At 48.8% G+C, this 22,269-nt stretch carries 18 protein-coding genes; 13 read left to right on the forward strand and 5 right to left on the reverse strand.

The features are described 5' to 3' along the window. Nucleotides 1-155 precede the first annotated feature (155 nt). From ACYVFD_RS05310 to ACYVFD_RS05330, 5 genes are all read left to right on the forward strand, one after another. On the forward strand, nt 156-2,561 hold the full coding sequence (locus ACYVFD_RS05310; RefSeq protein ID WP_461088730.1) for a thiamine pyrophosphate-dependent enzyme: 2,406 nt from the start codon (nt 156-158) through the stop codon (nt 2,559-2,561). An 88-nt stretch (nt 2,562-2,649) separates the two neighbouring features. Then, the gene (locus ACYVFD_RS05315) at nt 2,650-4,074 is read left to right on the forward strand and encodes a 4Fe-4S dicluster domain-containing protein (RefSeq protein WP_461088731.1); all 1,425 of its coding nucleotides are present in this window, start codon (nt 2,650-2,652) and stop codon (nt 4,072-4,074) included. A 17-nt stretch (nt 4,075-4,091) separates the two neighbouring features. After that, nucleotides 4,092-4,649, forward strand: coding sequence for an NADH-quinone oxidoreductase subunit J family protein (locus tag ACYVFD_RS05320; RefSeq protein WP_461088732.1), 558 nt, complete (start codon nt 4,092-4,094; stop codon nt 4,647-4,649). Further along, nucleotides 4,636-4,947, forward strand: a complete 312-nt coding sequence (nuoK, locus tag ACYVFD_RS05325; protein ID WP_020596990.1) for an NADH-quinone oxidoreductase subunit NuoK — start codon at nt 4,636-4,638, stop codon at nt 4,945-4,947. Before ACYVFD_RS05320 ends, nuoK begins: the two co-directional genes overlap by 14 nt. A 41-nt stretch (nt 4,948-4,988) precedes the next feature. Then, complete coding sequence (locus tag ACYVFD_RS05330) at nt 4,989-5,597, forward strand: 2OG-Fe(II) oxygenase (RefSeq protein ID WP_461088733.1); 609 nt, start codon at nt 4,989-4,991, stop codon at nt 5,595-5,597. A gap of 12 nt (nt 5,598-5,609) precedes the next feature. On the opposite strand, the gene ACYVFD_RS05335 is transcribed toward ACYVFD_RS05330, so the two are convergent. Then, nucleotides 5,610-6,566, reverse strand: coding sequence for a phytanoyl-CoA dioxygenase family protein (locus tag ACYVFD_RS05335; protein ID WP_461088734.1), 957 nt, complete (start codon nt 6,564-6,566; stop codon nt 5,610-5,612). Between the two features lie 124 nt (nt 6,567-6,690). On the opposite strand from ACYVFD_RS05335, the gene ACYVFD_RS05340 reads away from it, so the two are divergent. The 4 genes from ACYVFD_RS05340 (at nt 6,691) to ACYVFD_RS05355 (ending at nt 11,923) form a co-directional block, all read left to right on the forward strand. After that, on the forward strand, nt 6,691-8,598 hold the full coding sequence (locus ACYVFD_RS05340) for an NADH-quinone oxidoreductase subunit 5 family protein (RefSeq protein WP_461088735.1): 1,908 nt from the start codon (nt 6,691-6,693) through the stop codon (nt 8,596-8,598). A gap of 33 nt (nt 8,599-8,631) precedes the next feature. Then, nucleotides 8,632-10,296: a complex I subunit 4 family protein gene (locus ACYVFD_RS05345; protein WP_461088736.1), complete on the forward strand. Its 1,665-nt coding sequence runs from the start codon at nt 8,632-8,634 to the stop codon at nt 10,294-10,296. Nucleotides 10,297-10,442: 146 nt separating this feature from the next. Then, on the forward strand, nt 10,443-10,712 hold the full coding sequence (locus ACYVFD_RS05350) for an ArsR/SmtB family transcription factor (RefSeq protein WP_461088737.1): 270 nt from the start codon (nt 10,443-10,445) through the stop codon (nt 10,710-10,712). Nucleotides 10,713-10,816: 104 nt separating this feature from the next. Beyond that, nucleotides 10,817-11,923: an alkene reductase gene (locus ACYVFD_RS05355; RefSeq protein WP_461088738.1), complete on the forward strand. Its 1,107-nt coding sequence runs from the start codon at nt 10,817-10,819 to the stop codon at nt 11,921-11,923. A 212-nt stretch (nt 11,924-12,135) separates the two neighbouring features. Here the strand turns inward: ACYVFD_RS05355 and gldG are convergent, their stop codons facing one another. The 3 genes from gldG to ACYVFD_RS05370 all read right to left on the reverse strand — a co-directional run bounded on the left by gldG (nt 12,136) and on the right by ACYVFD_RS05370 (nt 17,252). After that, nucleotides 12,136-13,803, reverse strand: a complete 1,668-nt coding sequence (gene gldG / locus ACYVFD_RS05360) for a gliding motility-associated ABC transporter substrate-binding protein GldG (RefSeq protein ID WP_461088739.1) — start codon at nt 13,801-13,803, stop codon at nt 12,136-12,138. A 134-nt stretch (nt 13,804-13,937) separates the two neighbouring features. Further along, complete coding sequence (locus ACYVFD_RS05365; RefSeq protein WP_461088740.1) at nt 13,938-14,186, reverse strand: hypothetical protein; 249 nt, start codon at nt 14,184-14,186, stop codon at nt 13,938-13,940. 84 nt (nt 14,187-14,270) lie between these two features. Then, nucleotides 14,271-17,252 carry a putative LPS assembly protein LptD gene (locus ACYVFD_RS05370; protein WP_461088741.1) on the reverse strand — a complete coding sequence of 994 codons (2,982 nt, stop codon included), beginning with the start codon at nt 17,250-17,252 and terminating at the stop codon, nt 14,271-14,273. 202 nt (nt 17,253-17,454) lie between these two features. Between ACYVFD_RS05370 and ACYVFD_RS05375 the strand changes: the two genes are divergently transcribed. The 3 genes from ACYVFD_RS05375 to ACYVFD_RS05385 all read left to right on the forward strand — a co-directional run bounded on the left by ACYVFD_RS05375 (nt 17,455) and on the right by ACYVFD_RS05385 (nt 20,130). Further along, nucleotides 17,455-18,300, forward strand: a complete 846-nt coding sequence (locus ACYVFD_RS05375; protein WP_461089452.1) for an N-acetylmuramoyl-L-alanine amidase family protein — start codon at nt 17,455-17,457, stop codon at nt 18,298-18,300. Nucleotides 18,301-18,467: 167 nt separating this feature from the next. Next, complete coding sequence (locus ACYVFD_RS05380) at nt 18,468-19,466, forward strand: MlaD family protein (protein ID WP_461088742.1); 999 nt, start codon at nt 18,468-18,470, stop codon at nt 19,464-19,466. A 70-nt stretch (nt 19,467-19,536) separates the two neighbouring features. Then, complete coding sequence (locus ACYVFD_RS05385; protein ID WP_461088743.1) at nt 19,537-20,130, forward strand: Uma2 family endonuclease; 594 nt, start codon at nt 19,537-19,539, stop codon at nt 20,128-20,130. Between the two features lie 42 nt (nt 20,131-20,172). On the opposite strand, the gene ACYVFD_RS05390 is transcribed toward ACYVFD_RS05385, so the two are convergent. After that, nucleotides 20,173-20,505, reverse strand: coding sequence for a hypothetical protein (locus ACYVFD_RS05390; RefSeq protein ID WP_461088744.1), 333 nt, complete (start codon nt 20,503-20,505; stop codon nt 20,173-20,175). A gap of 147 nt (nt 20,506-20,652) precedes the next feature. On the opposite strand from ACYVFD_RS05390, the gene ACYVFD_RS05395 reads away from it, so the two are divergent. After that, nucleotides 20,653-22,263, forward strand: coding sequence for an acyl-CoA carboxylase subunit beta (locus ACYVFD_RS05395; protein ID WP_461088745.1), 1,611 nt, complete (start codon nt 20,653-20,655; stop codon nt 22,261-22,263). The last annotated feature ends 6 nt before the right edge of the window (nt 22,264-22,269 follow it).

A 22,269-nucleotide genomic window follows, 5' to 3' on the forward strand; every position in this document is an offset into this window, starting at 1 on the left:
TTGTTGTTCGGTTAACAAAGAAACTCAAAAAATCGTTTTTTTGAAAGCTGTCTTGTTTTGACTTACTTTTACTTTTGTTTAGTAAATAGGGTAATTCAGGCCTGACACTTCATCGATAAATTGAAAGTTAGACGATTTTAATCCGTAGCTCTGTTGTGATAGCAAACGAACAACTCCGCTCGACTGATATTTTAAGTCGCGAAAAAATCCTATCAGACTACCGTCTTGCCTGTGAAAGTCGACAGGTGAGTTTACTGGGTCGGCGCGATGTAATGGGAGGTCGGGCTAAATTTGGTATTTTCGGCGACGGTAAGGAATTGGCACAACTCGCGGCCGCTCGGGCATTCGAACGGGGCGATTTTCGGTCAGGCTATTACCGAGACCAAACGTTTGTGGCGGCTTTGGGCGAACTACGCTGGCAAGAATTTTTCGCACAGCTATACGCGCACACAGACTTAGAAGCAGATCCTAATACTGCCGGTCGTTCGATGAATGGCCATTTTGCGACTCGCTGGCTTGATGACCAGGGGCTTTGGCGTAACCAGACGGAGATGTATAACTCTGTTTGTGACATTGCTCCAACGGCCGGACAAATTCCTCGTTCGCTTGGATTGGCGTATGCCTCAAAATTATTCCGCAACAATCCCGATCTAAGCGATTTAACGAAATTCTCTCATAACGGGAATGAAATCGTGTTTGCCACCATAGGCGATGCATCCACATCACAGGGTATGTTTTGGGAGACCATGAATGCTGCTGGTGTGTTGCAGGTGCCACTGCTGATGTCGGTCTGGGATGACGGCTATGGTATTTCGGTACCGGTTGAGTATCAAACAACCAAAGCCAGTATTTCAAAAGCATTGGCCGGTTTACAGCGAGATGCGCACGATAAAGGAATTGAAATCTTTACCGTAAAAGGTTGGGATTATATCGGACTGCTCGAAACCTACCAACAGGCTGCACACATTTGTCGAACAGAACACGTGCCGGTGTTGGTGCATGTTCAGGAACTGACACAGCCACAAGGACATTCAACCTCCGGTTCGCATGAGCGGTACAAGTCGAAAGATCGATTAACCTGGGAAGTCGAACATGATTGCAATCAGTCGTTCCGGCAATGGGTTCTGGAAAATGGCTATGCGACCAATGAGGAACTTGAGCAGATTGAAGACGAAGCCAAGAAAGTCGCTAAAAAAGCTCGTATAGATGCCTGGAATGCGTATCAGGCATCTCTGAATGGCGATTACGATGAAGCCGTTGAATTGATTCAGCAGGCGGCCCGACACAATCCAAAGTCGGCCGAATTGATGGCAATCCGGGAAGAGCTTCGCAAAACCGATATGCCGATTCGACGGGATGCGGTCAGTGCCGTTCGGAAAGTGTTGCGCCTGTTGCGAACTGATTCAGGCGCAGGTAGACAACGGCTGAAAGACTGGCTGGCACGTACGAATGCTGAAAATGCTGAGCGGTTTCACTCACATCTGTACAGCCAATCGCCCGATTCGCCGATGCTGGTTAAAGGCGTACTACCCGAATACACCGACGAAAGTCCGACGTTGGATGGTTACCAGCTTCTTCAACATTATTTCGAAAATCTATTCGCCCGTGATCCGCGCGTAGTGGCATTAGGGGAAGATGTCGGCAAAATTGGCGATGTAAACCAGGCATTTGCGGGCTTACAGGAGAAGTTTGGCGAAATTCGTATCACGGATACCGGCATTCGCGAAACGACGATAATCGGGCAGGGAATTGGTATGGCCATGCGTGGGTTACGTCCGATTGTCGAGATTCAGTACTTCGATTATGTGTACTATACGTTAGCCACGCTGACCGACGATTTAGCGACCTTGTTGTATCGAACCAAAGGCGGTCAGAAGGCCCCGCTGATTATCCGTACAAGGGGACATCGACTGGAAGGGATCTGGCATTCAGGTTCACCGATGGGAGCTATGCTTGGCAGCCTGCGTGGCTTGCATGTACTGGTGCCGCGTAACATGACTCAGGCTGCTGGCTTCTACAATACGCTTATAAAAGGCGACGATCCGGCACTGATCATTGAGTCGTTGAATGGATACCGATTAAAAGAAGTACTGCCCGACAATCTGAGCGAGTTTTGTGTACCGCTAGGTGTGCCTGATATTATCAGAACGGGTACCGACCTGACCATTGTGACCTACGGTTCCATGTGCCGGATTGTATGGGAAGCGGCTAACCAGTTGGCACAAATGGGCATTCATGCCGAAATCATCGATGTGCAGACGCTGTTGCCCTTCGATGTGCATCACCTCATTCTGGAATCGATCAAGAAGACGAACCGGGTGATTTTTGCAGATGAAGATGTACCAGGTGGAGCGTCGGCTTTTATGATGCAGCAGGTTGTCGACGGGCAGAATGCCTATCAATATCTGGACTCTCCCCCCCGTACGTTATCGGCTAAAGCGCATCGCCCTCCGTATGGTTCCGACGGGGATTATTTCTCAAAACCAAATGTTGATGATGTCATCGAGATGGCGTACGAGCTGATGAGCGAGTGCGAGCCCGACCGATTTCCGCCAATATAAATTGCGAATGAGTGAATGATAGAATGATTGAATAATTCAGCCGTCAGCTATTCACTCATTCTATCATTCACTCATTCATCATTGATACATGTCTTACTTCCGCGATATACAAACCGGTATTCGGACGACGTTGAAAGGCTTGAGTCTTACGCTGAAGCACCTTCGACGCGCGACCAAACGCCGGACACCTGAAGGAATTGCCAGCTCTACTTATTTCGACCTTCAGAATGGGCTCGTTACGCTCCAATATCCGCACGAACAACTACCAATTCCCGATAACGGGCGTTACCGGCTTCGCAATAAGATTGAGGATTGTATTGTTTGTGACAAATGTGCGAAAGTTTGCCCGGTAGACTGCATTACGATCGATGCTATCAAAGCGACTGAGGAAGTAGGACGAGCATCGGATGGATCGCCTATCCGGTTGTATGCTGCAAAATTCGACATCGATATGGCCAAGTGCTGCTACTGCGGCCTTTGTACGGTGGTTTGCCCAACCGAATGCCTGACGATGGACAAAAAATTCGATTACAGTGAATTCGAACTGGGCAAGCTTACCTATAATTTTTCGAACTTAACCCCTGAGCAGGCCGACGAAAAGCGAACGTTATACGAGCAGTTTTTACTGGAAAAAGAAGCGGCCAAGGCTGCTCAGAAAGTGACCAAAGCACCGGCTGTCACTTCTGCAGAGCCAACCGCCGTACCTGCTACGACCGCTCCAAAGCGCCCTGTCTTTCGGCCAACGGCTAAACCAACTCCTCCTGCCGATAAACCGGCTAATTCGGAAGGTTCATTGATCGAACATCCATTGACTGATGCCACGCCGGATGAAATGCAGCAGATTGCTCAGGGTGGATTGGAAACGACTAAACGGCCGGTGTTCAGACCCACACAAAAGCCGGTTAAGCCCGTCGTTGAAGAGCCAGTTGAGGATAAGCAGGTCGAGGAAAAGCCGCTTGCTGAGAAGCCAGCTGTAGCCAAGCCAGCGTTCCGGCCAACGATGAAACCGGGTAAAGCCGAACCAGCCAAGCCGGTTGTACCTGATGCGAGTGAGCCTATAAAGGCTGAAGAGGTGCCGCCGAAGCCGATTGCCAAACCGCCTGGTTTCCGACCGACGATGAAGCCGACGGTTGCGAAAGCTACCGAACCGGAAAAAACTACGGCTGAATCAGATGAGCCAGTCGCCATTGAACCGGCTAAACCGAAACCTGCCGGTTTCCGGCCGACTATGAAGCCTGCCAATCCGGTTAAGGCTGTTTCGGACGTTGAGCCTACACCCGAGCCGGAAGAAGTGCCCAAGCCTAAGCCTGCTGGGTTTCGACCAACTATGAAACCGAAAGCCTCTCCGGTGAAACTAGAGGAGCCGGTCGAGCCAGCGGAGATAAAAGCGGAGAAGGACGAGTCTAAATCGTCAGAACCGGAAAGTCCGGTTCAGGAAGCTCCAAAACCTAAACCCACCTTCCGGCCAACGATGAAGCCTAAACCTAAACCAGACGAAGGCCAGTCTGACTAATTAAACCAGCTAATTAAGTGATTCAAGTTGCTTTTTATGCGTTTGCCGCACTTAGCCTTCTGGGAGGGTTAGCCGTGCTGTTTACACGCAATGTAATCTATGCAGCGTTTTTTTTGCTGCTAACGCTTTTGGGCGTAGCAGGCTTATTTGTGCTGGCCAGCGCCGACTTTCTGGCAATAGCTCAACTAATGATTTACGTTGGGGGCGTATTGGTATTGGTGATTTTTGGGGTAATGCTCACGAACAAACCTGATCCTACTGTCGATGCCAGTAGCCAGCAACCTAATCGAATTGCCTCGTTGAATCGTTCGGGTGGGGTTACGGGCTGGATAATCGGTACGTTGGTGGCTGGAAGTTTATTCGTGGCTTTGTTTACCTTACTGGCCAGGGCAAATTTTGCGTTGCTGAATCAGCCGGTAGGTTGGCAAAGTACCGTAAATACCATTGGTCGACAACTCATGACGGAGTATATTGTCCCGTTTGAAATCGTTGGCATATTGCTGTTGGCGGCTCTGGTAGGAGCGACTTACTTAGCATCACCATTAGCTAAATCGTTTCGAAATGCAACCCGTTGATAGCCACCTGTTTTTAATTGTTGGGGCCGCCCTGTTCAGCATAGGGCTTGCGGTCGTGCTGCTTAAGCGCCATGCAATTGTTGTCTTGATGGGTATTGAGTTGATGCTGAACGCCGTCAATATCAATCTGGTAGCCTTTAGTCAATACGACCCCGATCGATTGCAGGGTCAGATGTTAGCCCTGTTTGTCATGGTCGTGGCCGCTGCTGAGTCGGCTGTTGCCCTGGCTATTGTGTTGCAGGTATATCGGCATTTCCGAACGGCACAATTAGATGAGTTAAATGAACTGAAACAGTAACAGACTTATCCGGTTTTGAAAGCCTGGCGAGTCTTGTGTATATGAACTTAGTTTTTGAATCGATTATCGACGGTATCTTATCCGACGGGTATGGGGTTTCCGATCATTTCCTGGCTCCTGAGGAGGTTACAGCCCTGGCCAATCGATTGCATGCGCGTCGGGAAGAGGGACAGTTTCGGGCGGCCGGTATTGGCAATCAGCAGAAACTAGTTGAAAATACGATCAGGGGTGACGAAATCTTGTGGCTGAATGAAGCGTCAGCTACTCCCGAGGAAGCTACCTTTCTGGAACGCATTGACGAGTTTGTTCAGTACGTAAACCAGACCTGCTACTTAGGCCTGCGCGAGTACGAGTTTCATTACGCCTTGTATCCAACGGGTACTTTTTACAAACGGCATCTGGATCAGTTTCGTAGCGATTCTCGTCGGAAATTATCGGTGATTTGCTACCTCAATACCGATTGGCAGGAAATCAATGGAGGCCAACTGGCCATCTATTTGCCGGAAGCAGATGGTCAATCCGAACGCCAAATTACCATTAGCCCCTTAGGTGGACGATTGGTCTGCTTTGAAAGCGGTCGATTAGAACATGAAGTGCTCCCGGCTACCCGAGAACGATTAAGCCTAACAGGCTGGCTGAAAACCGGATAGTAACAGGCCCGCTCACCGTTTCAGCATCCCAATGAAGAAACTTAGTACGGACCGAACCGACTTCCGAACAGAAGCCGGAACCGTGTACCGTTTTGCATAGCCTTCCATTTCATGCTTCAATTTTGTATTGAAGTATTTATTCGGTACAGGTTGCCCGGTGGCAATGTTGGTGATAGTCCGGATATAAAGCTTATCGATGGTAACATCTGAGCGTAAAGGCGTATAATACACACAATTTTCAAAGAAATAATGGGTCACCTGACTATGACGCGAGGAGCCCGGCGTCAGAATTTTTTCGCCCCCGTGCAGTAAGTTAGACGACCAGATGATAGCCTTGCCTTTAGGCATATTCAGGATTTCTTTTTTCAGGCCGTGTGCTTCAATTATTTCGCTGAGCCGTTCTTCATATTGCTTATAGGTACCTCCATAAATCTGCTCAACCGTTTTGGCGTCTGAGCCCTTTAGGCCCATGTCGATTAAGTCATAGAAAGGAAGTTTATGGCTGCCCGGGTAGTAATGAAGCGGGCCGTTATCGTTACGTACATCTTCCAGAGCCACCCAGACACCACACATAAATCGTTGGGGAATTGAATTAAAGTGAATCGAATCGGAGTGGGTACGTTGCTGAGTTCCTACTGGAAAATTAAGGGTTTGAAAGGGAATGGGTTCCCGCTGATACAGGAGCCGGAGCATGTCCATAATTTTGGGAGCTGTAGCAACCTGTCGAACAGCCGGAACTGTCTGCCAGGCGTCTTGTGTACGCAAATCGTTCCCATACAACGGTTGAACACCTTCGCGGGCCGCATCAAGTATAGACTCATCAATTTCAGGGTCGAAAATCAAATAGCCATCGGTTGCAAAACTCTGAACCTGTTTGGCCAGTACGGCCGTAAGGTTAGCTTTCAGTAACTCCTGAGCAAAGAAGGGGGATTCGACCCACGGAAGGTTGATAGATTGGCTGGTAGTCATTAAGTTATGGATTAGATAGTAAGGCTCAAAGCTACTGAAAACTTAATAATATCTACAGCTATAAACTCAATTTGCATCCCCACGGGATAATAGGGATATTTGCGGCCAATTCTGACCGATACGGATGCCCGTCCATACGCCTTTGCCATTATCGCTGCTAACTACCGTTTTGCTAAGCCTTCCTTTTGTTGGGTTTTTGGTATTGGCTGTGGCAAGTCGGCGGGTATCGGCTATTTTAGCCATAGGGATAACCAGCCTTGGATTGGGTTTGTCAATCCTTCTGACGCTGAATTTACCCGGTCAGCCAATCACCGTACAGGCCGATTGGGCGAACCTATCGGGCCTATTGTTTCCTGTCAATTTCAGGGTCGATTCACTGGCGGCTATGATGCTCGTTCTAGTGCATTTTGTGGCTCTGCTAGTACAGGTTTACTCCGTTGCCTATCTGCATGACGAACCACGGCTCCGGCGTTATTTTGCCTATCTACAGCTATTTGTTGGGGCAATGCTGGGAATTGTGCTGGCCGGGAATCTGCTGGTGATGTATGCGTTCTGGGAACTGGTGGGCTTGGCTTCTTATCTGCTGATCGGATTTTATGCCGAACGGATCTCGGCGTCAAAGGCGGCCAAAAAAGCATTTCTGATGAATCGCGTTGGCGATGCCGGATTCCTGATTGGTATTTTTCTAACCTATTATCAGTTCAACTCGCTCGACTTTTCGACATTGGCTTCGGCTGCCGAAGCCGTTTTGCCAACTGCCCTGGGACTTTGCCTGTTTATGGGGTGTATGGGTAAATCGGCCCAGTTTCCGTTATTGACCTGGCTTCCTGATGCCATGGAAGGCCCAACCCCTGTATCGGCCTTGCTACATGCGGCAACAATGGTAGCGGCTGGTATTTTTCTGCTCGCCCGTATTCACCCGTTGCTATCGCCCGATGCGTTGGCTGTGATTGCTATAGTGGGTACCATTACAACACTATGGGGTGGCTATTCAGCGCTTTTTCAGACGGATATTAAGAAAGTGCTGGCTTTTTCGACCGTTTCGCAATTGGGCCTGATGGTGGCGGCTATGGGGACCGATAATGTAAGTGGGGCCATGTTTCATCTGCTAACCCATGCCTTTTTCAAGGCTGGACTCTTTTTGAGCGCGGGTGCCGTTATCCATGCCGTTCATACACAGGATATGCGGCATATGGGAGGGCTTCGCCAAACACTGCCCATAACGTTCTGGAGTTATACGCTTTGTGCAGCAGCTCTGGCGGGTGTACCACTGCTATCCGGTTTTCTGTCGAAAGAGGCCATTTTAGGTGGATCTTTCGAGTGGGCGAATCAGCAGGGGAGTGGCCTTGCCTTGCTGATACCCGTATTACTGCTCTTATCGTCGGGCTTGACCGCGCTTTACATGGCTAGACAGTGGCGACTCATCTTCTTCGGTACCTACCGAAATACACACATATCTCTGGAGCAAACACACGAGCCCAACTGGCTGATGCGTGGACCGATCGTGTTGCTGGCGATTCTGTCGATTGGTGTGTGGTTTTCGATCAATCCGCTTTCGGTACACGGAAGCTGGTTTTTCAGGATTCTACCGGCAACTGCAGAAGGCCATTTTTGGTGGTTGGCCCCCGCTTCGATTTCTCTAGTCGCTCTGGGAGGTTGGGTTGGTTTCCGCCTGAAAAGCCCTCATACCGATTCAATGGCTGTTCGGCTCTCGCTGGAGTATGGTTTTTTAGATGTCCTGTTTCAATACTTAGTGATTAATCCAACGCATAAACTGGCCAATCTTCTAAGTCGGACTGATAAGCGTCTGGTCGATGGGACTGTGAATAACCTGGGTATTGCGACGGTTGGGCTGGCTTACTTAGTTCGTGCTACGGATCGCCTGGTAATCGATGGTATTGTGAATGGTATCGCCTGGATTGCCGGTTTATTCGGACAAATTACACGTTCCGTTCAGAATGGCCGTGTGCAGTCCTACATTACGGCGACAGTAGTTGGTTTAGTGTTGGTTCTTTGGTGGTTGCTTTATTAGTAGGGGCTATAGCAAATGTGTCCCTGACAGCTTATGATTCTTTCGCTACTTATTTTTCTTCCATTATTCGGCGCTCTGGTCATCGCGTTGTTACCTGAAAGCCAGGTGATTCAGTTTCGTTGGATTGCTTTTTTGATCACGCTTGCCGAGCTAATGTTGTCCGTTGTGGCCTACCGGGCGTTCGACCCAACAGTGGCCGGGTATCAACTCCTGGAGCAGGCTGACTGGATTACCTTACCGCTTGGTAATCTGGGAATTGTATCGATTGATTACCTGCTTGGAGTCGATGGGATCAGCTTGCCGTTGGTGATGCTGTCTGCCCTGGTGATGCTGATAGGCGTAGTATCGTCCTGGGCAATAACACACCGGCTAAGGGCCTACTACTCGTTATACCTGCTCCTGACGGGCACCATTATGGGCTGTTTTATCGCCCTGGATTTCTTCCTGTTTTTCCTGTTTTTCGAGTTTATGCTTCTACCGATGTACTTCCTTATTGGTCTTTGGGGAGGGCCGAGACGGGAGTATGCATCGATCAAGTTTTTCCTATACACCCTGCTGGGTTCTCTGCTGATTTTGCTGGTTATGATTGGCCTCTACATGTCGGTGATGGACCCCGTAAGTACGGCTATAACGGCAGGGCTTATTCCCGATGCGTCGGCGATTACGGATGAACTGATTCGAAACATTCAAAGCGCATTGCAAAGTGGTCAGTTGAACTCCGCGCAGATTGTCCATACGTTCGATATGCGCTACCTGACCGATGGCGACAACTATTTGCCAAATGCGTTGCTCAATCCGGCTACTCAATTAAGTATCTGGGGACTTTCGGCCAGGCAACTTGCCTTTTGGGCCGTCTTTATTGGGTTTGCCATCAAGCTGCCCATTGTGCCTGTACACACCTGGCTCCCCGATGCACACGTTGAAGCACCTACACCCGTGTCGGTTGTGCTGGCAGGGGTGCTGCTTAAAATTGGTGGGTATGGATTTCTGAGAATTGCCTGGGATTTCTTTCCTGATGGAGCTGCTACCTATGCGCAGGTATTAGGCGGCCTGGGTGTATTGTCGATCGTATATGGTGGACTCAACGCGCTGGCCCAGTCCGATCTTAAGAAAATGATTGCGTACTCGTCGGTATCGCACATGGGGTTTGTGTTGTTGGGTGTGTCATCGCTGACGGCTGAAGGAATCAACGGAGCCATTTATCAAATGGTGAGTCATGGTGTCTTATCGGCCATGTTGTTCCTGATCGCCGGGGTTATTTACGATCGTACGCACGATCGCCGGATCGATTCGTATCGAGGATTAATGAAACCTATGCCACGTTATACTACGCTGACTGCCATTGCTTTTTTTGCGTCGCTGGGGCTACCCGGCTTTTCGGGCTTTGTAGGTGAATTATTCACGCTCATGGGAAGTTTTCAGTCCCGGTGGTTGGCAGGATGGCTTACTGTAGTGGCCACTACGGGTGTGTTACTGGCAGCTGCTTATTTTCTCTGGACATTGCAGCGCATGTTTTTCGGGCCATACTGGTCCCGGCATGAAGCTACTGTAGTGCTTGATGATCTGACAACCCGCGAAAAATTGCTGTTAATTCCTCTGGCTTTCGTTGCCCTCATACTGGGTTTGTTTCCCAACCTGATCTTTAACCTGACCAATGCTTCTGTAGGACAGTGGCTGTTAAAGTTTTCCGTGGAGTAGAGCCTAACTCACAAGTAGTCAGGATGAACGACCGATCAATAAGGTGTTGGCCCGCCATTTGTAAATGGCACGATACCGTTGTTAATTTTGTTAATTTTCTGTAGAGAATTATTGGTAGTACACATTCATTATTCTTAAAGGTGGCCATGGATTGTAAATTTATTGAAAAGGCGACGGGAGCCATGGCCGACAAATCGCGGCTGTCCATCCTGATCGAACTGGCCAAAAAAGAAACGCTGACCAATGCAGAGGTGATGGACCTTGTTGGGTTGTCTCAACCTTGTGTTTCTCATCATATTAAGCAATTGACTGACAGTGGCTTAGTGAACTCCTCGAAGGATGGTCGTAATATACATCTGCGACTGAATAAGGAGGCTATACAGCAACTGACCACTTTTCTGGATGGGTTGGGATAAAAATTTTAATCAATACATCCAAACTTTTGAATATATGGATGTGTTAGCGCAAAGAGGTACTGATAAAACCCACTCTTATTTCATCATTAAAACATTGTCTTATAATGGCACAGAAACTGTTCTCAGAAGCCAAACTTGGTACATTGACCCTTCAGAATCACGTTGTGATGGCGCCTATGACGCGCAGTCGTGCGTTGGGCAATATTCCTAATGAAATGATTGCCGAGTATTATTCGCAGCGTGCTACGGCAGGATTAATCATCACTGAAGGTACAGCTCCTTCGCCTAATGGTCTGGGATATGCCCGGATTCCTGGTATTTACAGCGCTGAGCAGGTTGAAGGCTGGAAGAAAGTCACCACGGCTGTTCATGATAAAGGGAGCAGGATTTTTGTCCAACTGATGCATACAGGCCGTATTTCGCACCTGGCTAACATGCCTTCAGGCGCTAGGGTGGTTGCTCCTTCAGCTCTTGTTGCAGCCGGTAATATCTGGACAGATACGGAAGGACTGGTTCCCAATGGGAATCCTTTCGAAATGACAGTTGAAGATGTTCAGTCTGCCATTGAGGAATATGCCCAGGCGGCTAAAAATGCGGTTGAGGCCGGTTTTGATGGGATAGAGCTACACGGCGCGAATGGCTACCTGATCGAGCAGTTTCTGAGTGCTCGTAGCAATCAGCGGACCGACGAATATGGGGGATCGGTTGAGAACCGGGCTCGGTTTGTTCTTGATGTGGCTGCTGCTTCGGTTGCGGCTATTGGGGCCAATAAAGTAGGCATACGATTGTCGCCTTTTGGCGCTGCCGGAGATCTATTACCTCATGCCGACGATACGCACGATTTATATGTTTACCTGGCTCAGAAATTACAGGAACTGGGCGTAGTATACATCCATCTGGTTGATCACTCTGCCCAGGGTGCGCCAACAGTACCACAAGAAACGGTAGCGGCTATTCGGGCAGCTTTCAAAGGAACCTTGATTTTGTGTGGCAACTACGATGCGGCTCGGGCTGAAGCTGATCTGGAAAATGGTAAAGCCGATCTGATTGCTTTTGGACGCCCATTCATTGCGAATCCTGATCTGGTAGAACGTCTGCAAACGGGTGCTGAATTGGCTCATTTCGATGCCGCAACGTTTTTTGCGCCAGGCCCTAACGGTTTTGCACAAGGTTACATCGATTATCCAGCACTGGTAGAGGCACAGGTATAATACACATATACAAGGAGCCTGTTTAGGCTTTTATTTTGATGGCATTTTTGTCATTCCGACGCAGGAGGAATCTTCGGTAATTACTAAACATCTCTTCATCCGAAGATTCCTCCTGCGTCGGAATGACAAAAATGCCCCTGTTTGGGATCAATTTGTAAAAGTTTAAACAGCCTCAAGATAAAAAAAGCGCACTGGGCTAACAGTGCGCTTTTTTATCGGCCATAATTTCGACGCCTGACAAACTGCCAAACGACCCCTACAAGGCCTAATAGGACTAATGGCCCCAGCAGGTTGAGTGCTTGCCAACCGATTCGATTGGCGTCGACTCGAATTTTGTCCAGCGGTCGGAGTGCAACAACTCGGTTTCGGGCAGCAATGACCCCATGCGGATCGATCAGATAGTCGATGGCATTCAGAGCGAAATCTTTATTGGCAAATGTGTTGCGCGTATATCGGTCGAAGCCCAGCGGATAGGGAGTCTGACGTTTATAATCGACATCATTTACGATTAGATCACCGTCGGAGCAGATTAATACCCGCGAGGCTACTCCTTCAGCTTTGAAACCAGCAGCACGAGGATCGCCCGGCAAAACCCGATTGGCGTACAGCGATTGGAATTTTCCTTCGAGCAGGCAACCAATGATCCGGGGACCATCGGTGTAGGTAGTAGGATCAGGCTGTTGACGCGCTTCGTTGTACGAGATTAAAGCGGGCGTTTTGAGCAGTTTAGTATAGGTTGACGTCAGTAATAAAGGCGTCCTGAGAATTCCTGCCGAATGAACCGTATCCAGCGTACTGACGAAACGACCCAGTACAGCATCCAGGTTGCGTACAATTGGATTGTTTGACGTGCCGAAGTTGTTGAGCAATGGATAAAACCGCCAGGGTACTAGCTGAATGTTGGGCTTGTCGCCCATGTTTCCCACGTTAAACGGAATGGGAGCGCAGTATATATCTTTGACGACATCGCGATTCATACGGATACCCCACCGAAAAAATAAATCGTCAAGATTCAGGCTAATTGGCTGGGCATAGGTGCCTTCATTACTAACACTATCGACGCGTTGCCCATCGACAAAAAATAAAGCTCGTCCACCTTTCACAACGAACTGGTCGAGTTTGAAGATTTCATCATCCGAAAAGGGCTTGTCGGGTTTAGTGACCAGCAGCAGGTCCACGTTCTCAACGGGCCCGGGCTTGTTCATATCCACAAAAAACAGGTCGTAATTTTCCTGCACTGAAGCCAGCAGGTCTGAAAAACGAGACGGAGGGACCTGTGTATGGCCAAATACCAGCCCCACCCGTTTCCGGTTTTCTTTGGTCAGCGCGAGCTTCCGAATGGCTGAGGCCAACTGAAATTCGACGCCTTCGTACGATTGGTTCAGTTGTTCCTGGGGCGATGCGGTTTTATTCCCTTTTAGCAGTTGAACAGCCGTTTCCTGGCCTTTGTACGAGACGAGAGCACCGGGAAAGATCAATTTTTCAGTACGTTTACCACCCTCATTATCAAACAGGTTCGTTGGAAAAAAGCCCTTTTGCTGGAGCTTATCAATCAGTTTGTTTTTCGCGTCGGGATTCGTAACGTCGTCGGGATTGATGAACCGATACGTAATGGTTTTACCGGCCTCTGCCTGAAAACCGTCGAGTGTTTCCCGAACGGCATTTTCAAGCCGTTTAAAACCCGGCGGTAAATCCCCCGTCAGATAGACATCGACATGGACATCATCGGGCAGATTCGCCAGCAGATTTTGAGTGGCTTCAGAAAGGGTAAAGCGTTTTTCCTGCGTCAGATCGATTCGAAAAAACACAAACGCCGAGAGAATATTAACGGCGAGTAGGACAACAATTATGAGAAGCGTACGTAAGAGGGCAGAGTTCATACGGGACTATAACGAAAGAACGCCGTGCCTTGTATACATAGTTTACGGTATTCGATATTTGGTTCTAGTGTATAGAAAAGGCTAATTTATAGGATGAGGGTCAAAGTAAACTGAAAGCTGTAAACCAACCACCGTCAATTCAATCGCTGTTCAGGGATGCGGGTGAGGTTAATAGCTTTTGAGTCGTCCAGAGCGGCCTGGGGAGAGTCTATTTTATCAGGGTCCATACCTAGTTCTTTCATAATCCGATACTGACGCGCTTCAATATAAGTTAATCGGGCAATAAGCTGACTCATGCGCGTCTCCTGCTCATCCTGCCGAGCCAGCAGATAAGCAGTTTTTTCTTCCAGTTCGTTCAGGCGTTGTTTGTCACGGTCGGTCATAGTAGCAAGTTAGGAAATGTTATTGGTGCAAGATAACATTTTTTGCAATCTAGTTCATACAGTGCATGGAGGTGATGCAAGGGCTTAACGGCCATAGAATCCACCATTATCGTAGAAACTCCGGCGACGACTCAGCTTAAGCTCCTGTAAAATCGAAGACCGCGCCCGAAGGTCGAACGAATAGTTGCCGGAGCGGATGTTGCTACCCGAGTACGGGGTCCAGTTAAACGCCATTTCCCAGCAGTGCAGATCCCGGTTGATACCAATAGTCGTTAGGGTAGGGCTGTGAAACTGGAAATCATACCCTGTCTGGATGGTAATTTTCCATTTGGGCGTCAGGCTCAGGTCGCCGGTCAGGGTAAGGGCCTGTATTACCTGTGAGAGTTGTGGGGTTAGTTTGGTCAGTCCGAAGGTATAGCTAACGTTCATCGACCAGGGAATATTGAAGTCGACGTATAACTCAGGGTTGTTATTGATGGCCTTCAGTGTCGCTTCTGATGCATTCGGACTGGTTTTCTTTTTATCAGCCTGTTTGGGGGCAAATCGGGCGCTCACGTAGGCCTGTAAATTCGTGAGCCGAAGCAAACCCTGCCCAGCCTGGAAAGCATACAGATTTGGAACGCGGGTGTACTGTTGGTCGACATAAGGCTCCTGCAACGACTGAAGCGAAGGCGAGTAGGAGAGTGGGGTTAAGGTACTGGTCGTAGTAGCGAAGTAGTAGGCAGCCGTGCCACCATAGGCCCGGTAGGCATATGGATCGAAAGTCGACGAAAAGTTGAAACTGATGTTTTTGAAAATCTGCGTATTGGCACTAACGGCAATAGGCGACAGCTTGTAATCGGGAGCCAGCAGGTTATAACTGCCATTGATACTCAGGTTGTCGAAAATCGGAATCTTTTTAAAATCCTGACCCGACGAGTCACTGCGGGTACGGACTTTCATTTCCAACTGGTTTACAATACCAAAGTTAATAAAGGCCGATTCTGTACTGGAGGCACTGGCACTGCCGCCATCAATACCCCGGAAATTGGAAATAGTTCGACGATAGAGCGGCAGATTGGCCAGCGCTCCACGAGCCTCCAGAACGAAAAATTGACCATACCTTGGGTTGGTAAAGTCAGGCACGTAGCTAAACGAAATCGACGGTGCTACGGTATGCCGAATGGCCTCAACGCGTTTGCCTCGGATGAAGTAGGTTCCGTAGAAGCGCGTGTTCATGCTGGCATTGATGGAAAAATTGTACGACGGGAAAAAGCCGCGTGCCGTGTCAATTTTTACGTCGTTATGCGTAGCATTATACTCCAGGTTAGGTTGTAGCTTCTTACTGTAGATATTTCCTTGCAGCGAGAAACCCGGTGTCAGGTTGATGTACCGCAATAGCTTTACGTTAGGCAGTGAAATGGGGATACTATATTGTGCCTGTAGCGTTCGATTTCGCCAGATCCGGTCAGAATTGGCTAAGCTGAAGGCAATCAGATTCGGATCGGCCGCAACAATACCCAAACGAAGATTATTGGCTCGGGTAATACTATCCTGAATGCGCTGAACCGTGCTGATCGTAGCCAGATTCGTAACTACGGGAAAGCCCAGACCCGTGGTGTCAATCTGACTACGAATGGTGTTGCTGACGCCAATTGACCCGCTCAAATCTAAGCCGACCCGGAAGCTTTCGTACCAACGACCTGACCCCCCTTTTAACGCAAAGGGGGCGATCTGGTTGACTCCAAAGTTGAAGCTGGACGACACATCAGTCTTTCCATTCTCGCGAATACCTGTTTGCTGATTTACCTGTCCGAACTGCTGGTTTACGCGGATGTTGGCTCCCGCCCGTACGTATTGCCCAAAGCTGCGGCTGTACTGAACCGACGAGCCCGCTACGTTGGAAATGTACGATTGGGTATTATACGAGTTAAACTGGTTATAGCTATTGCTGCTGACGTTAACGTTGGCCGAAAAACTTCCCCGCCCGCGTGGCACCGGCGAGTGCGACCAGGTAAAAGAGAAGTCATTCCGTGGACTCTGGGTTGTATCGACCCGGTCGCCGGAGCGGTTGCGGTTGAATTGCAGGTTCACACTACCACTGAATCGATACCGTTTGTTGTAAGCCGACGACACACCCAGCCCCCAGCTTCCCCGTGAATAGATCTGCCCCTTGAACTGGAGCCCCAGGTTTTCGTTGACGGCCCAGTAGTAGCCACCATCGCGCAGGTAGAACCCGCGCCCGTTGGGTTCTTCGCCATATTGGGGGACAATAAGCCCCGAAACCCCAATCTCTTTTCGCTTCGGAAACGGGAAAAAGCCAAACGGTAACCCAATGGGCAATGGAATCTGATTGATGACCAGATTGAACGGCCCTGCTACCACCTGCTTATTATGAATGACTTTCAGTTTACTGGCGTTGATATGAAAGTGGGGTGTGGCCAGATTACAGGTTGTGTAGATCGCCTTACCAATGTACAGGTTATCCTCAGCGTCTTTTTTAACGGTCGTTCCCCGAATATTGCCTTCACCCTGTTGGGTTACTACCCCCTGAATACGACCTTTCTGAGACTTGAAGTTATAGCGTATCTCTTTAGTGTCGTATTTGCCCTCGCCATCCTGAAAGATGGGCCGTCCAATCGTTTTTTTCGTTGTTGAATCGTATCGGCCCCGTGCGTATACCTCATTGGTCAGATAGTTCAGACGGATATATTCAGCTTTCAGCGAAATATCGCCGTAGATGACGCTGGCATCCCCAAATAATTCGACCGTTTGCCCATCAGCGGCATAGATCGTTGAATCTTTGGCCTGGTATTTGACCGTAGTTTTAAAGTCGTCGGTTCCTTTTGTTGAGTCGATTTTTATCGTATCATTCGCCGTAACTCGCAATGAATCAGTACGTATAGCCGTTGTAGATTGTGGCCGTACGGTATTGGGCGAAACAATGCCCGGAGTTGTCTTGTCGGGTACACGCTGGGCCGGTACGGTTGCAGGGGGAATTCCTCCTTTCGAGGGTAGTTGAGGCAGCGTTTTTTGTTGCCCCAGCGCCGAAAACGCCCAGAGTAGCCAGAACAGACTGACAGTCATCTGTATCCATATCGGTCGTTTACACAGGGGCCGCAAAATAAAGTCTCTGTTTTTCAGGTTTATTAAAAAAATTATATTTGCCTGTAGACCGTTAAATCTACAGTCTACAAAGGTATCCACGAACAGTTATCCTACTATCGCTTTGAAACGTTTTGGGCTGTTAAAAATTATTAAACCCATGAGCCGTCCCGCTCCCGGAATAATGACAACGTTGGTCATTGCCATTGTACCATTGCTGGCCATGACCCATCCAGATTCGTTCCCCTTTACCCTCTCACAGGACACTATTCGGCAAGCCGGTTCGCAGGATAAGGAAACTGTTCAGGAGAATGATGCCCCCAACCAGCTCCGCACGGTTGTTCTCGATGCAGGTCATGGCGGGAAAGATCCTGGTACGCACGGCCGCTATGCCAAGGAGAAAACCATTAACCTGGAATTAGTTCTGTTGCTGGGCCGCAAAATTAAGGAGAAGCACCCAAACGTTCGGGTCATTTATACGCGAACTTCGGACCATTTCGTCGAATTATTGGAACGGGGAGCTATTGCCAATCGCAATCGGGCCGATTTATTCATCTCAATTCACTGCAACGCCAGCCCGTCGAGCAATCGGGTCTATGGTACTGAAACCTATACGCTAGGTCTGCACCGCACGCAGAGCAACCTCGATGTGGCTCGTCGTGAAAACGCGGTTATCCTGCAGGAAAAGAACTACCAGCAAACCTACAAAGGCTTTGACCCCAATTCTCCGCTGGCTACCATTATGTTGGCCAACTACCAGCATGCCTTTATCGCCAGTAGTATAAATTTTGCCGAAAAACTGGAAAAAAGTTTTCACTTCAATGCTAACCGCAGAAGCAATGGGGTCAAACAGGCTGGATTTATTGTGCTCTGGAAAACAACCATGCCCAGTGTGCTGATCGAGAGTGGTTATCTGACCAATCGAGAGGAAGAAGATTATCTGCGCTCAGACGAAGGACAGGAAGAAATGGCGGATGCCATTTACAAAGCCTTTGCCCGGTACAAAGAAGAAACCGAAGCGGGCGAGTGAGGTTAACTGAGCAGTGTATTTACGTTCAATCAATTCTCCTAACAACTTAGTCCGCTGCTTTACTAAATTCGCCCGACTGTGGGACAAACGCTCCCCAAAGTTGGTTATACCTCCAACCAGTCTGGTTAGGACCACCCATGATTGGGTTGTTCACCTTCACACAACACATGAAAATTTCACAGGAAGTAAAAGTAGGATTATTGGCTATTGTCGCGCTGCTGATGTTCTACTATGGATTTCGATTTTTGAAAGGCTCTGATTTCTTTTCTTCGACGAATAAGTATCAGGTAGTTTATGACAATATTGATGGGCTGGTACCATCGAACCCCGTTCGGATCAATGGATTATCGGTAGGGCGGGTAAAAAGCATCGAGATTTTACAGAATCAGGGTAACAAACTGCTGGTGACCGTCGAGCTGAATAAAAATATTCGGGTCACGCAAGGTGCCAAAGCTATTCTGGACGACGATGGTTTGCTGGGTGGAAAACTGATTAAGTTGAGTATCGATCCGAAAGCCCCTACCCTGGAAGAAGGGGGCATGCTGGTGGCCACGAAGGAATCGGGTTTATCGGCATTGATTCGGGAGAAGACCTTACCCGTTCTGAACAATGTCGATTCGTTGACTTTTCAGTTGAACCGGGTCGTAGCCCAGTTCGACCAGACGGGGTTAATGCTCAAACAAACCCTTCAGAGTGCCAACTCCGGCGTCAAAACCCTCGACCTTACCATTGCCGAAAATCGAGCTGGTTTGAAAGCCACACTGGACAATGTAAGCCATTTGTCGTCATCGCTTGTCGAGACGGAAAAACAACTCAAGCCCATTCTGGCCAAGGCGGATACCTTCGCCGATTCGCTTCAGGGATTGCAATTGAAACAAACGTTGCTGACGGTCAACAAAACGGTCGATAATCTACAAAAGATTCTGGCTGATGTGAACAACGGTCGTGGTTCATTGGGTAAACTGACATCGGATGAGAAACTGTATCAGAACGTAAATGCTACGGCTGCCAGCCTGGAAAAACTCCTGACCGATCTGCGCGAGCATCCCAAACGGTACGTACAGTTTTCACTTTTCGGCAAGAAGGAACAACCTTATACCGCTCCCACGCCAGCAGTCAGTACCACCATCACAACCGTGATTCCCCCCGATACAACGAAGAAGTAAGAGCGCCAGGTGTACGAGTGGATTTTATATCGCCAGCCATGTGTCTTCGGAAGATAAAACTCGTCAGACTATGGTAGCAGCCGAAAAACGACTAATTACCCCTGAGGAGTATTTGGCCATCGAGTGGCAGGCGCTTGATAAAAGCGAGTTTTTTAATGGTGAAGTTATTCCTATGGTTGGAGCCACGGTCAATCATAGTCGAGTTCGGGGAAACTTATCAGGTTTAATAGGAGCTTTTCTCGAAGAGGCTTTCTGTCAGTCATTTTCGTCAGATATGCGTGTTCACCTGCCTGCAACGGGGCTGTATGCGTATCCTGACATAGTTATTGTATTTGGTGAGCCTGAACTGTTGCCAGATGGCTTTGACAACCTGTTGAATCCGGTTGTGTTGATTGAGGTTATGTCGGAAGGAGCAGAAGATTACGACCGTGGGCGGAAGTTTCTACGCTATCGGAGTATTCCTTCATTTCAGGAATACATTCTTATCGACTCGCAGCAGGTAGCCGCAGAGGTTTGGCGCAAAAACGGTCTTGGTCAATGGACGCTTACTGAACAGCCTGCCGACTTGTCCGACCAATTCAACATACAGGTAATCAACCTCACTATTCCGCTGATGAAATTATATGTCCGAACTATAGGATTGGTAGCTACTAAAGAAGCTTAGACAATCTCGTTTGAGAGAAATTGACCAGATATTATCGAAGTTTCAATTTTTCTCAAAGATATTCTTGTCCCATTTTCGGAACTCATAGTACTTGCCTTTAGGCTCCCCGGTCCATCCGTTAATGCCTTTTTTCTGGGGCAGATAATAGCCGTGAACGTATAAAAAAGGGACTATAAAGGCTCCGAGCACACTCATCGCCACCGTTCTTCCGAAGTATGTCGAAAGAAGAATGACAATCAATAGCGTGAGTATATACTTTCCCAATCTTCGCCATTTGGGCGTTCGTTCTTCAAACTGCCCAAACAGTATATTGCCGACAGCGTAGACCGCGCTGACAACAGCTATTTCGAACCACATCGATTCGGTTTGCCACATAGTTTTGCGGGTTTAGTTAGATGTAAATCGGTGTTTGATCAGGTCTTAGGGATGAAAGCTACCCCGGTCAAACGCATATTCATCAAAAGATACGTTATTATCAGTAGAATCCCGATGTTTGCCCTGCAACAACCACGTTAAACGTTTATGCAAGCACTTCTTGACGAACTCGCACAACGTACCACTAAAACCCAACTGGGAGGTGGCCTGAAGAAAATAGAAGATCAGCATCAGAAAGGAAAACTAACGGCTCGCGAGCGAATCGCTTACCTGACCGACCCCGGCAAACCGTTTGTTGAAATTGGACTGTTTACCGGCGAGGGGATGTATGCCGAACATGGTGGCTGCCCGTCGGGTGGGGTAGTGGTTGGAATAGGTTATGTGTCGGATCGGCAGTGCGTCATTGTGGCTAATGATGCCACGGTTAAAGCAGGGGCCTGGTTTCCGATCACGGCCAAGAAAAACCTGCGAGCCCAGGAAATCGCGATGGAGAACCGCCTGCCGATCATTTACCTGGTTGATAGTGCGGGCGTGTATCTGCCATTGCAGAATGAGGTGTTTGCGGATAAAGAGCATTTCGGCCGTACGTTCCGCAACAATGCCCATCTGTCTGCAATGGGTATTTTTCAGGTAGCAGCTATCATGGGAAGCTGTGTAGCCGGTGGAGCCTATCTACCTATTATGTCCGACGAATCCCTGATTGTGGAAGGAACGGGATCGATTTTTCTGGCGGGACCTTACCTGGTTAAAGCGTCTATCGGTGAAGATGTCGATGCCGAAACGCTGGGCGGGGCTACTACACAGACCGACATTTCGGGCGTGGTCGATAATAAGTATCCTGACGATAAAAGCTGTCTGGATGCGATTAAACGCATGTTCGATAAACTGGGCCATGCCGAATCTGCCGGTTTTGATCGTGTCGAACCGGCTGCACCTGCCAAAAATCCAGACGAAATATATCAGCTTCTGCCACTCGATCGGGTCAAACCCTACGACATGCAGGAAATTGTGGATAGACTTGTGGATAACTCGGCTTTCGACGCGTACAAACCCGGCTACGGCCAATCGCTTCTGTGTGGCTATGCCAGGATTGATGGTTGGGCAGTCGGTATTGTGGCGAATCAACGCAAAGTTGTGAAAGCTAAAGGCCGAACGGGTCAGCCGGTTGAAATGCAGATGGGCGGGGTTATCTATGGGGATGCCGCCGATAAAGCCGCTCGGTTCATCATGAACTGCAATCAGAAACGAATTCCACTCGTGTTTTTGCAGGATGTATCGGGCTTTATGGTGGGCAGTCGAGCCGAGCAGGGCGGAATTATTAAAGATGGTGCCAAAATGGTGAGTGCGATGGCCAACTCCGTGGTGCCGAAGTTTACGGTCGTGGTCGGGAATAGTTATGGAGCGGGCAATTATGCCATGTGCGGAAAAGCTTACGATCCCCGGCTGATGCTGGCCTGGCCTACGGCGCAAATGGCTGTTATGAGTGGCGCATCGGCTGCTAAAACATTGCTCCAGATTCAGGTAGCCGCGCAAAAAGCTAAAGGCCAGCCGATGACGCCTGAGGAAGAACAGGCTCAGTTGACCAAAATTACGGATCAGTATAACACTCAACTGTCGCCCTACTATGCCGCAGCTCGTCTTTGGGTCGATGCCGTTATTGACCCATTACAAACTCGCCAAATTATCTCTGAAGGAATTGCAGCCGCCAATCATGCGCCGATCACCAAACCTTTTTCGGTAGGTGTAATTCAAACATAGGGATTG

The sequence above is a fragment of the Spirosoma gilvum genome (genome assembly GCF_054776815.1).

Bases quoted from the DNA above. Each gene is read 5' to 3' on its own strand.
- ACYVFD_RS05315 (WP_461088731.1), top strand. From the start codon at position 2,650: ATGTCTTACTTCCGCGATATACAAACCGGTATTCGGACGACGTTGAAA.
- nuoK (WP_020596990.1), top strand. From the start codon at position 4,636: ATGCAACCCGTTGATAGCCACCTGTTTTTAATTGTTGGGGCCGCCCTG.
- ACYVFD_RS05330 (WP_461088733.1), top strand. From the start codon at position 4,989: ATGAACTTAGTTTTTGAATCGATTATCGACGGTATCTTATCCGACGGG.
- ACYVFD_RS05335 (WP_461088734.1), bottom strand. From the start codon at position 6,566: ATGACTACCAGCCAATCTATCAACCTTCCGTGGGTCGAATCCCCCTTC.
- ACYVFD_RS05340 (WP_461088735.1), top strand. From the start codon at position 6,691: ATGCCCGTCCATACGCCTTTGCCATTATCGCTGCTAACTACCGTTTTG.
- ACYVFD_RS05345 (WP_461088736.1), top strand. From the start codon at position 8,632: ATGATTCTTTCGCTACTTATTTTTCTTCCATTATTCGGCGCTCTGGTC.
- ACYVFD_RS05350 (WP_461088737.1), top strand. From the start codon at position 10,443: ATGGATTGTAAATTTATTGAAAAGGCGACGGGAGCCATGGCCGACAAA.
- ACYVFD_RS05355 (WP_461088738.1), top strand. From the start codon at position 10,817: ATGGCACAGAAACTGTTCTCAGAAGCCAAACTTGGTACATTGACCCTT.
- gldG (WP_461088739.1), bottom strand. From the start codon at position 13,803: ATGAACTCTGCCCTCTTACGTACGCTTCTCATAATTGTTGTCCTACTC.
- ACYVFD_RS05365 (WP_461088740.1), bottom strand. From the start codon at position 14,186: ATGACCGACCGTGACAAACAACGCCTGAACGAACTGGAAGAAAAAACT.
- ACYVFD_RS05370 (WP_461088741.1), bottom strand. From the start codon at position 17,252: ATGACTGTCAGTCTGTTCTGGCTACTCTGGGCGTTTTCGGCGCTGGGG.
- ACYVFD_RS05375 (WP_461089452.1), top strand. From the start codon at position 17,455: ATGACAACGTTGGTCATTGCCATTGTACCATTGCTGGCCATGACCCAT.
- ACYVFD_RS05380 (WP_461088742.1), top strand. From the start codon at position 18,468: ATGAAAATTTCACAGGAAGTAAAAGTAGGATTATTGGCTATTGTCGCG.
- ACYVFD_RS05385 (WP_461088743.1), top strand. From the start codon at position 19,537: ATGGTAGCAGCCGAAAAACGACTAATTACCCCTGAGGAGTATTTGGCC.
- ACYVFD_RS05390 (WP_461088744.1), bottom strand. From the start codon at position 20,505: ATGTGGCAAACCGAATCGATGTGGTTCGAAATAGCTGTTGTCAGCGCG.
- ACYVFD_RS05395 (WP_461088745.1), top strand. From the start codon at position 20,653: ATGCAAGCACTTCTTGACGAACTCGCACAACGTACCACTAAAACCCAA.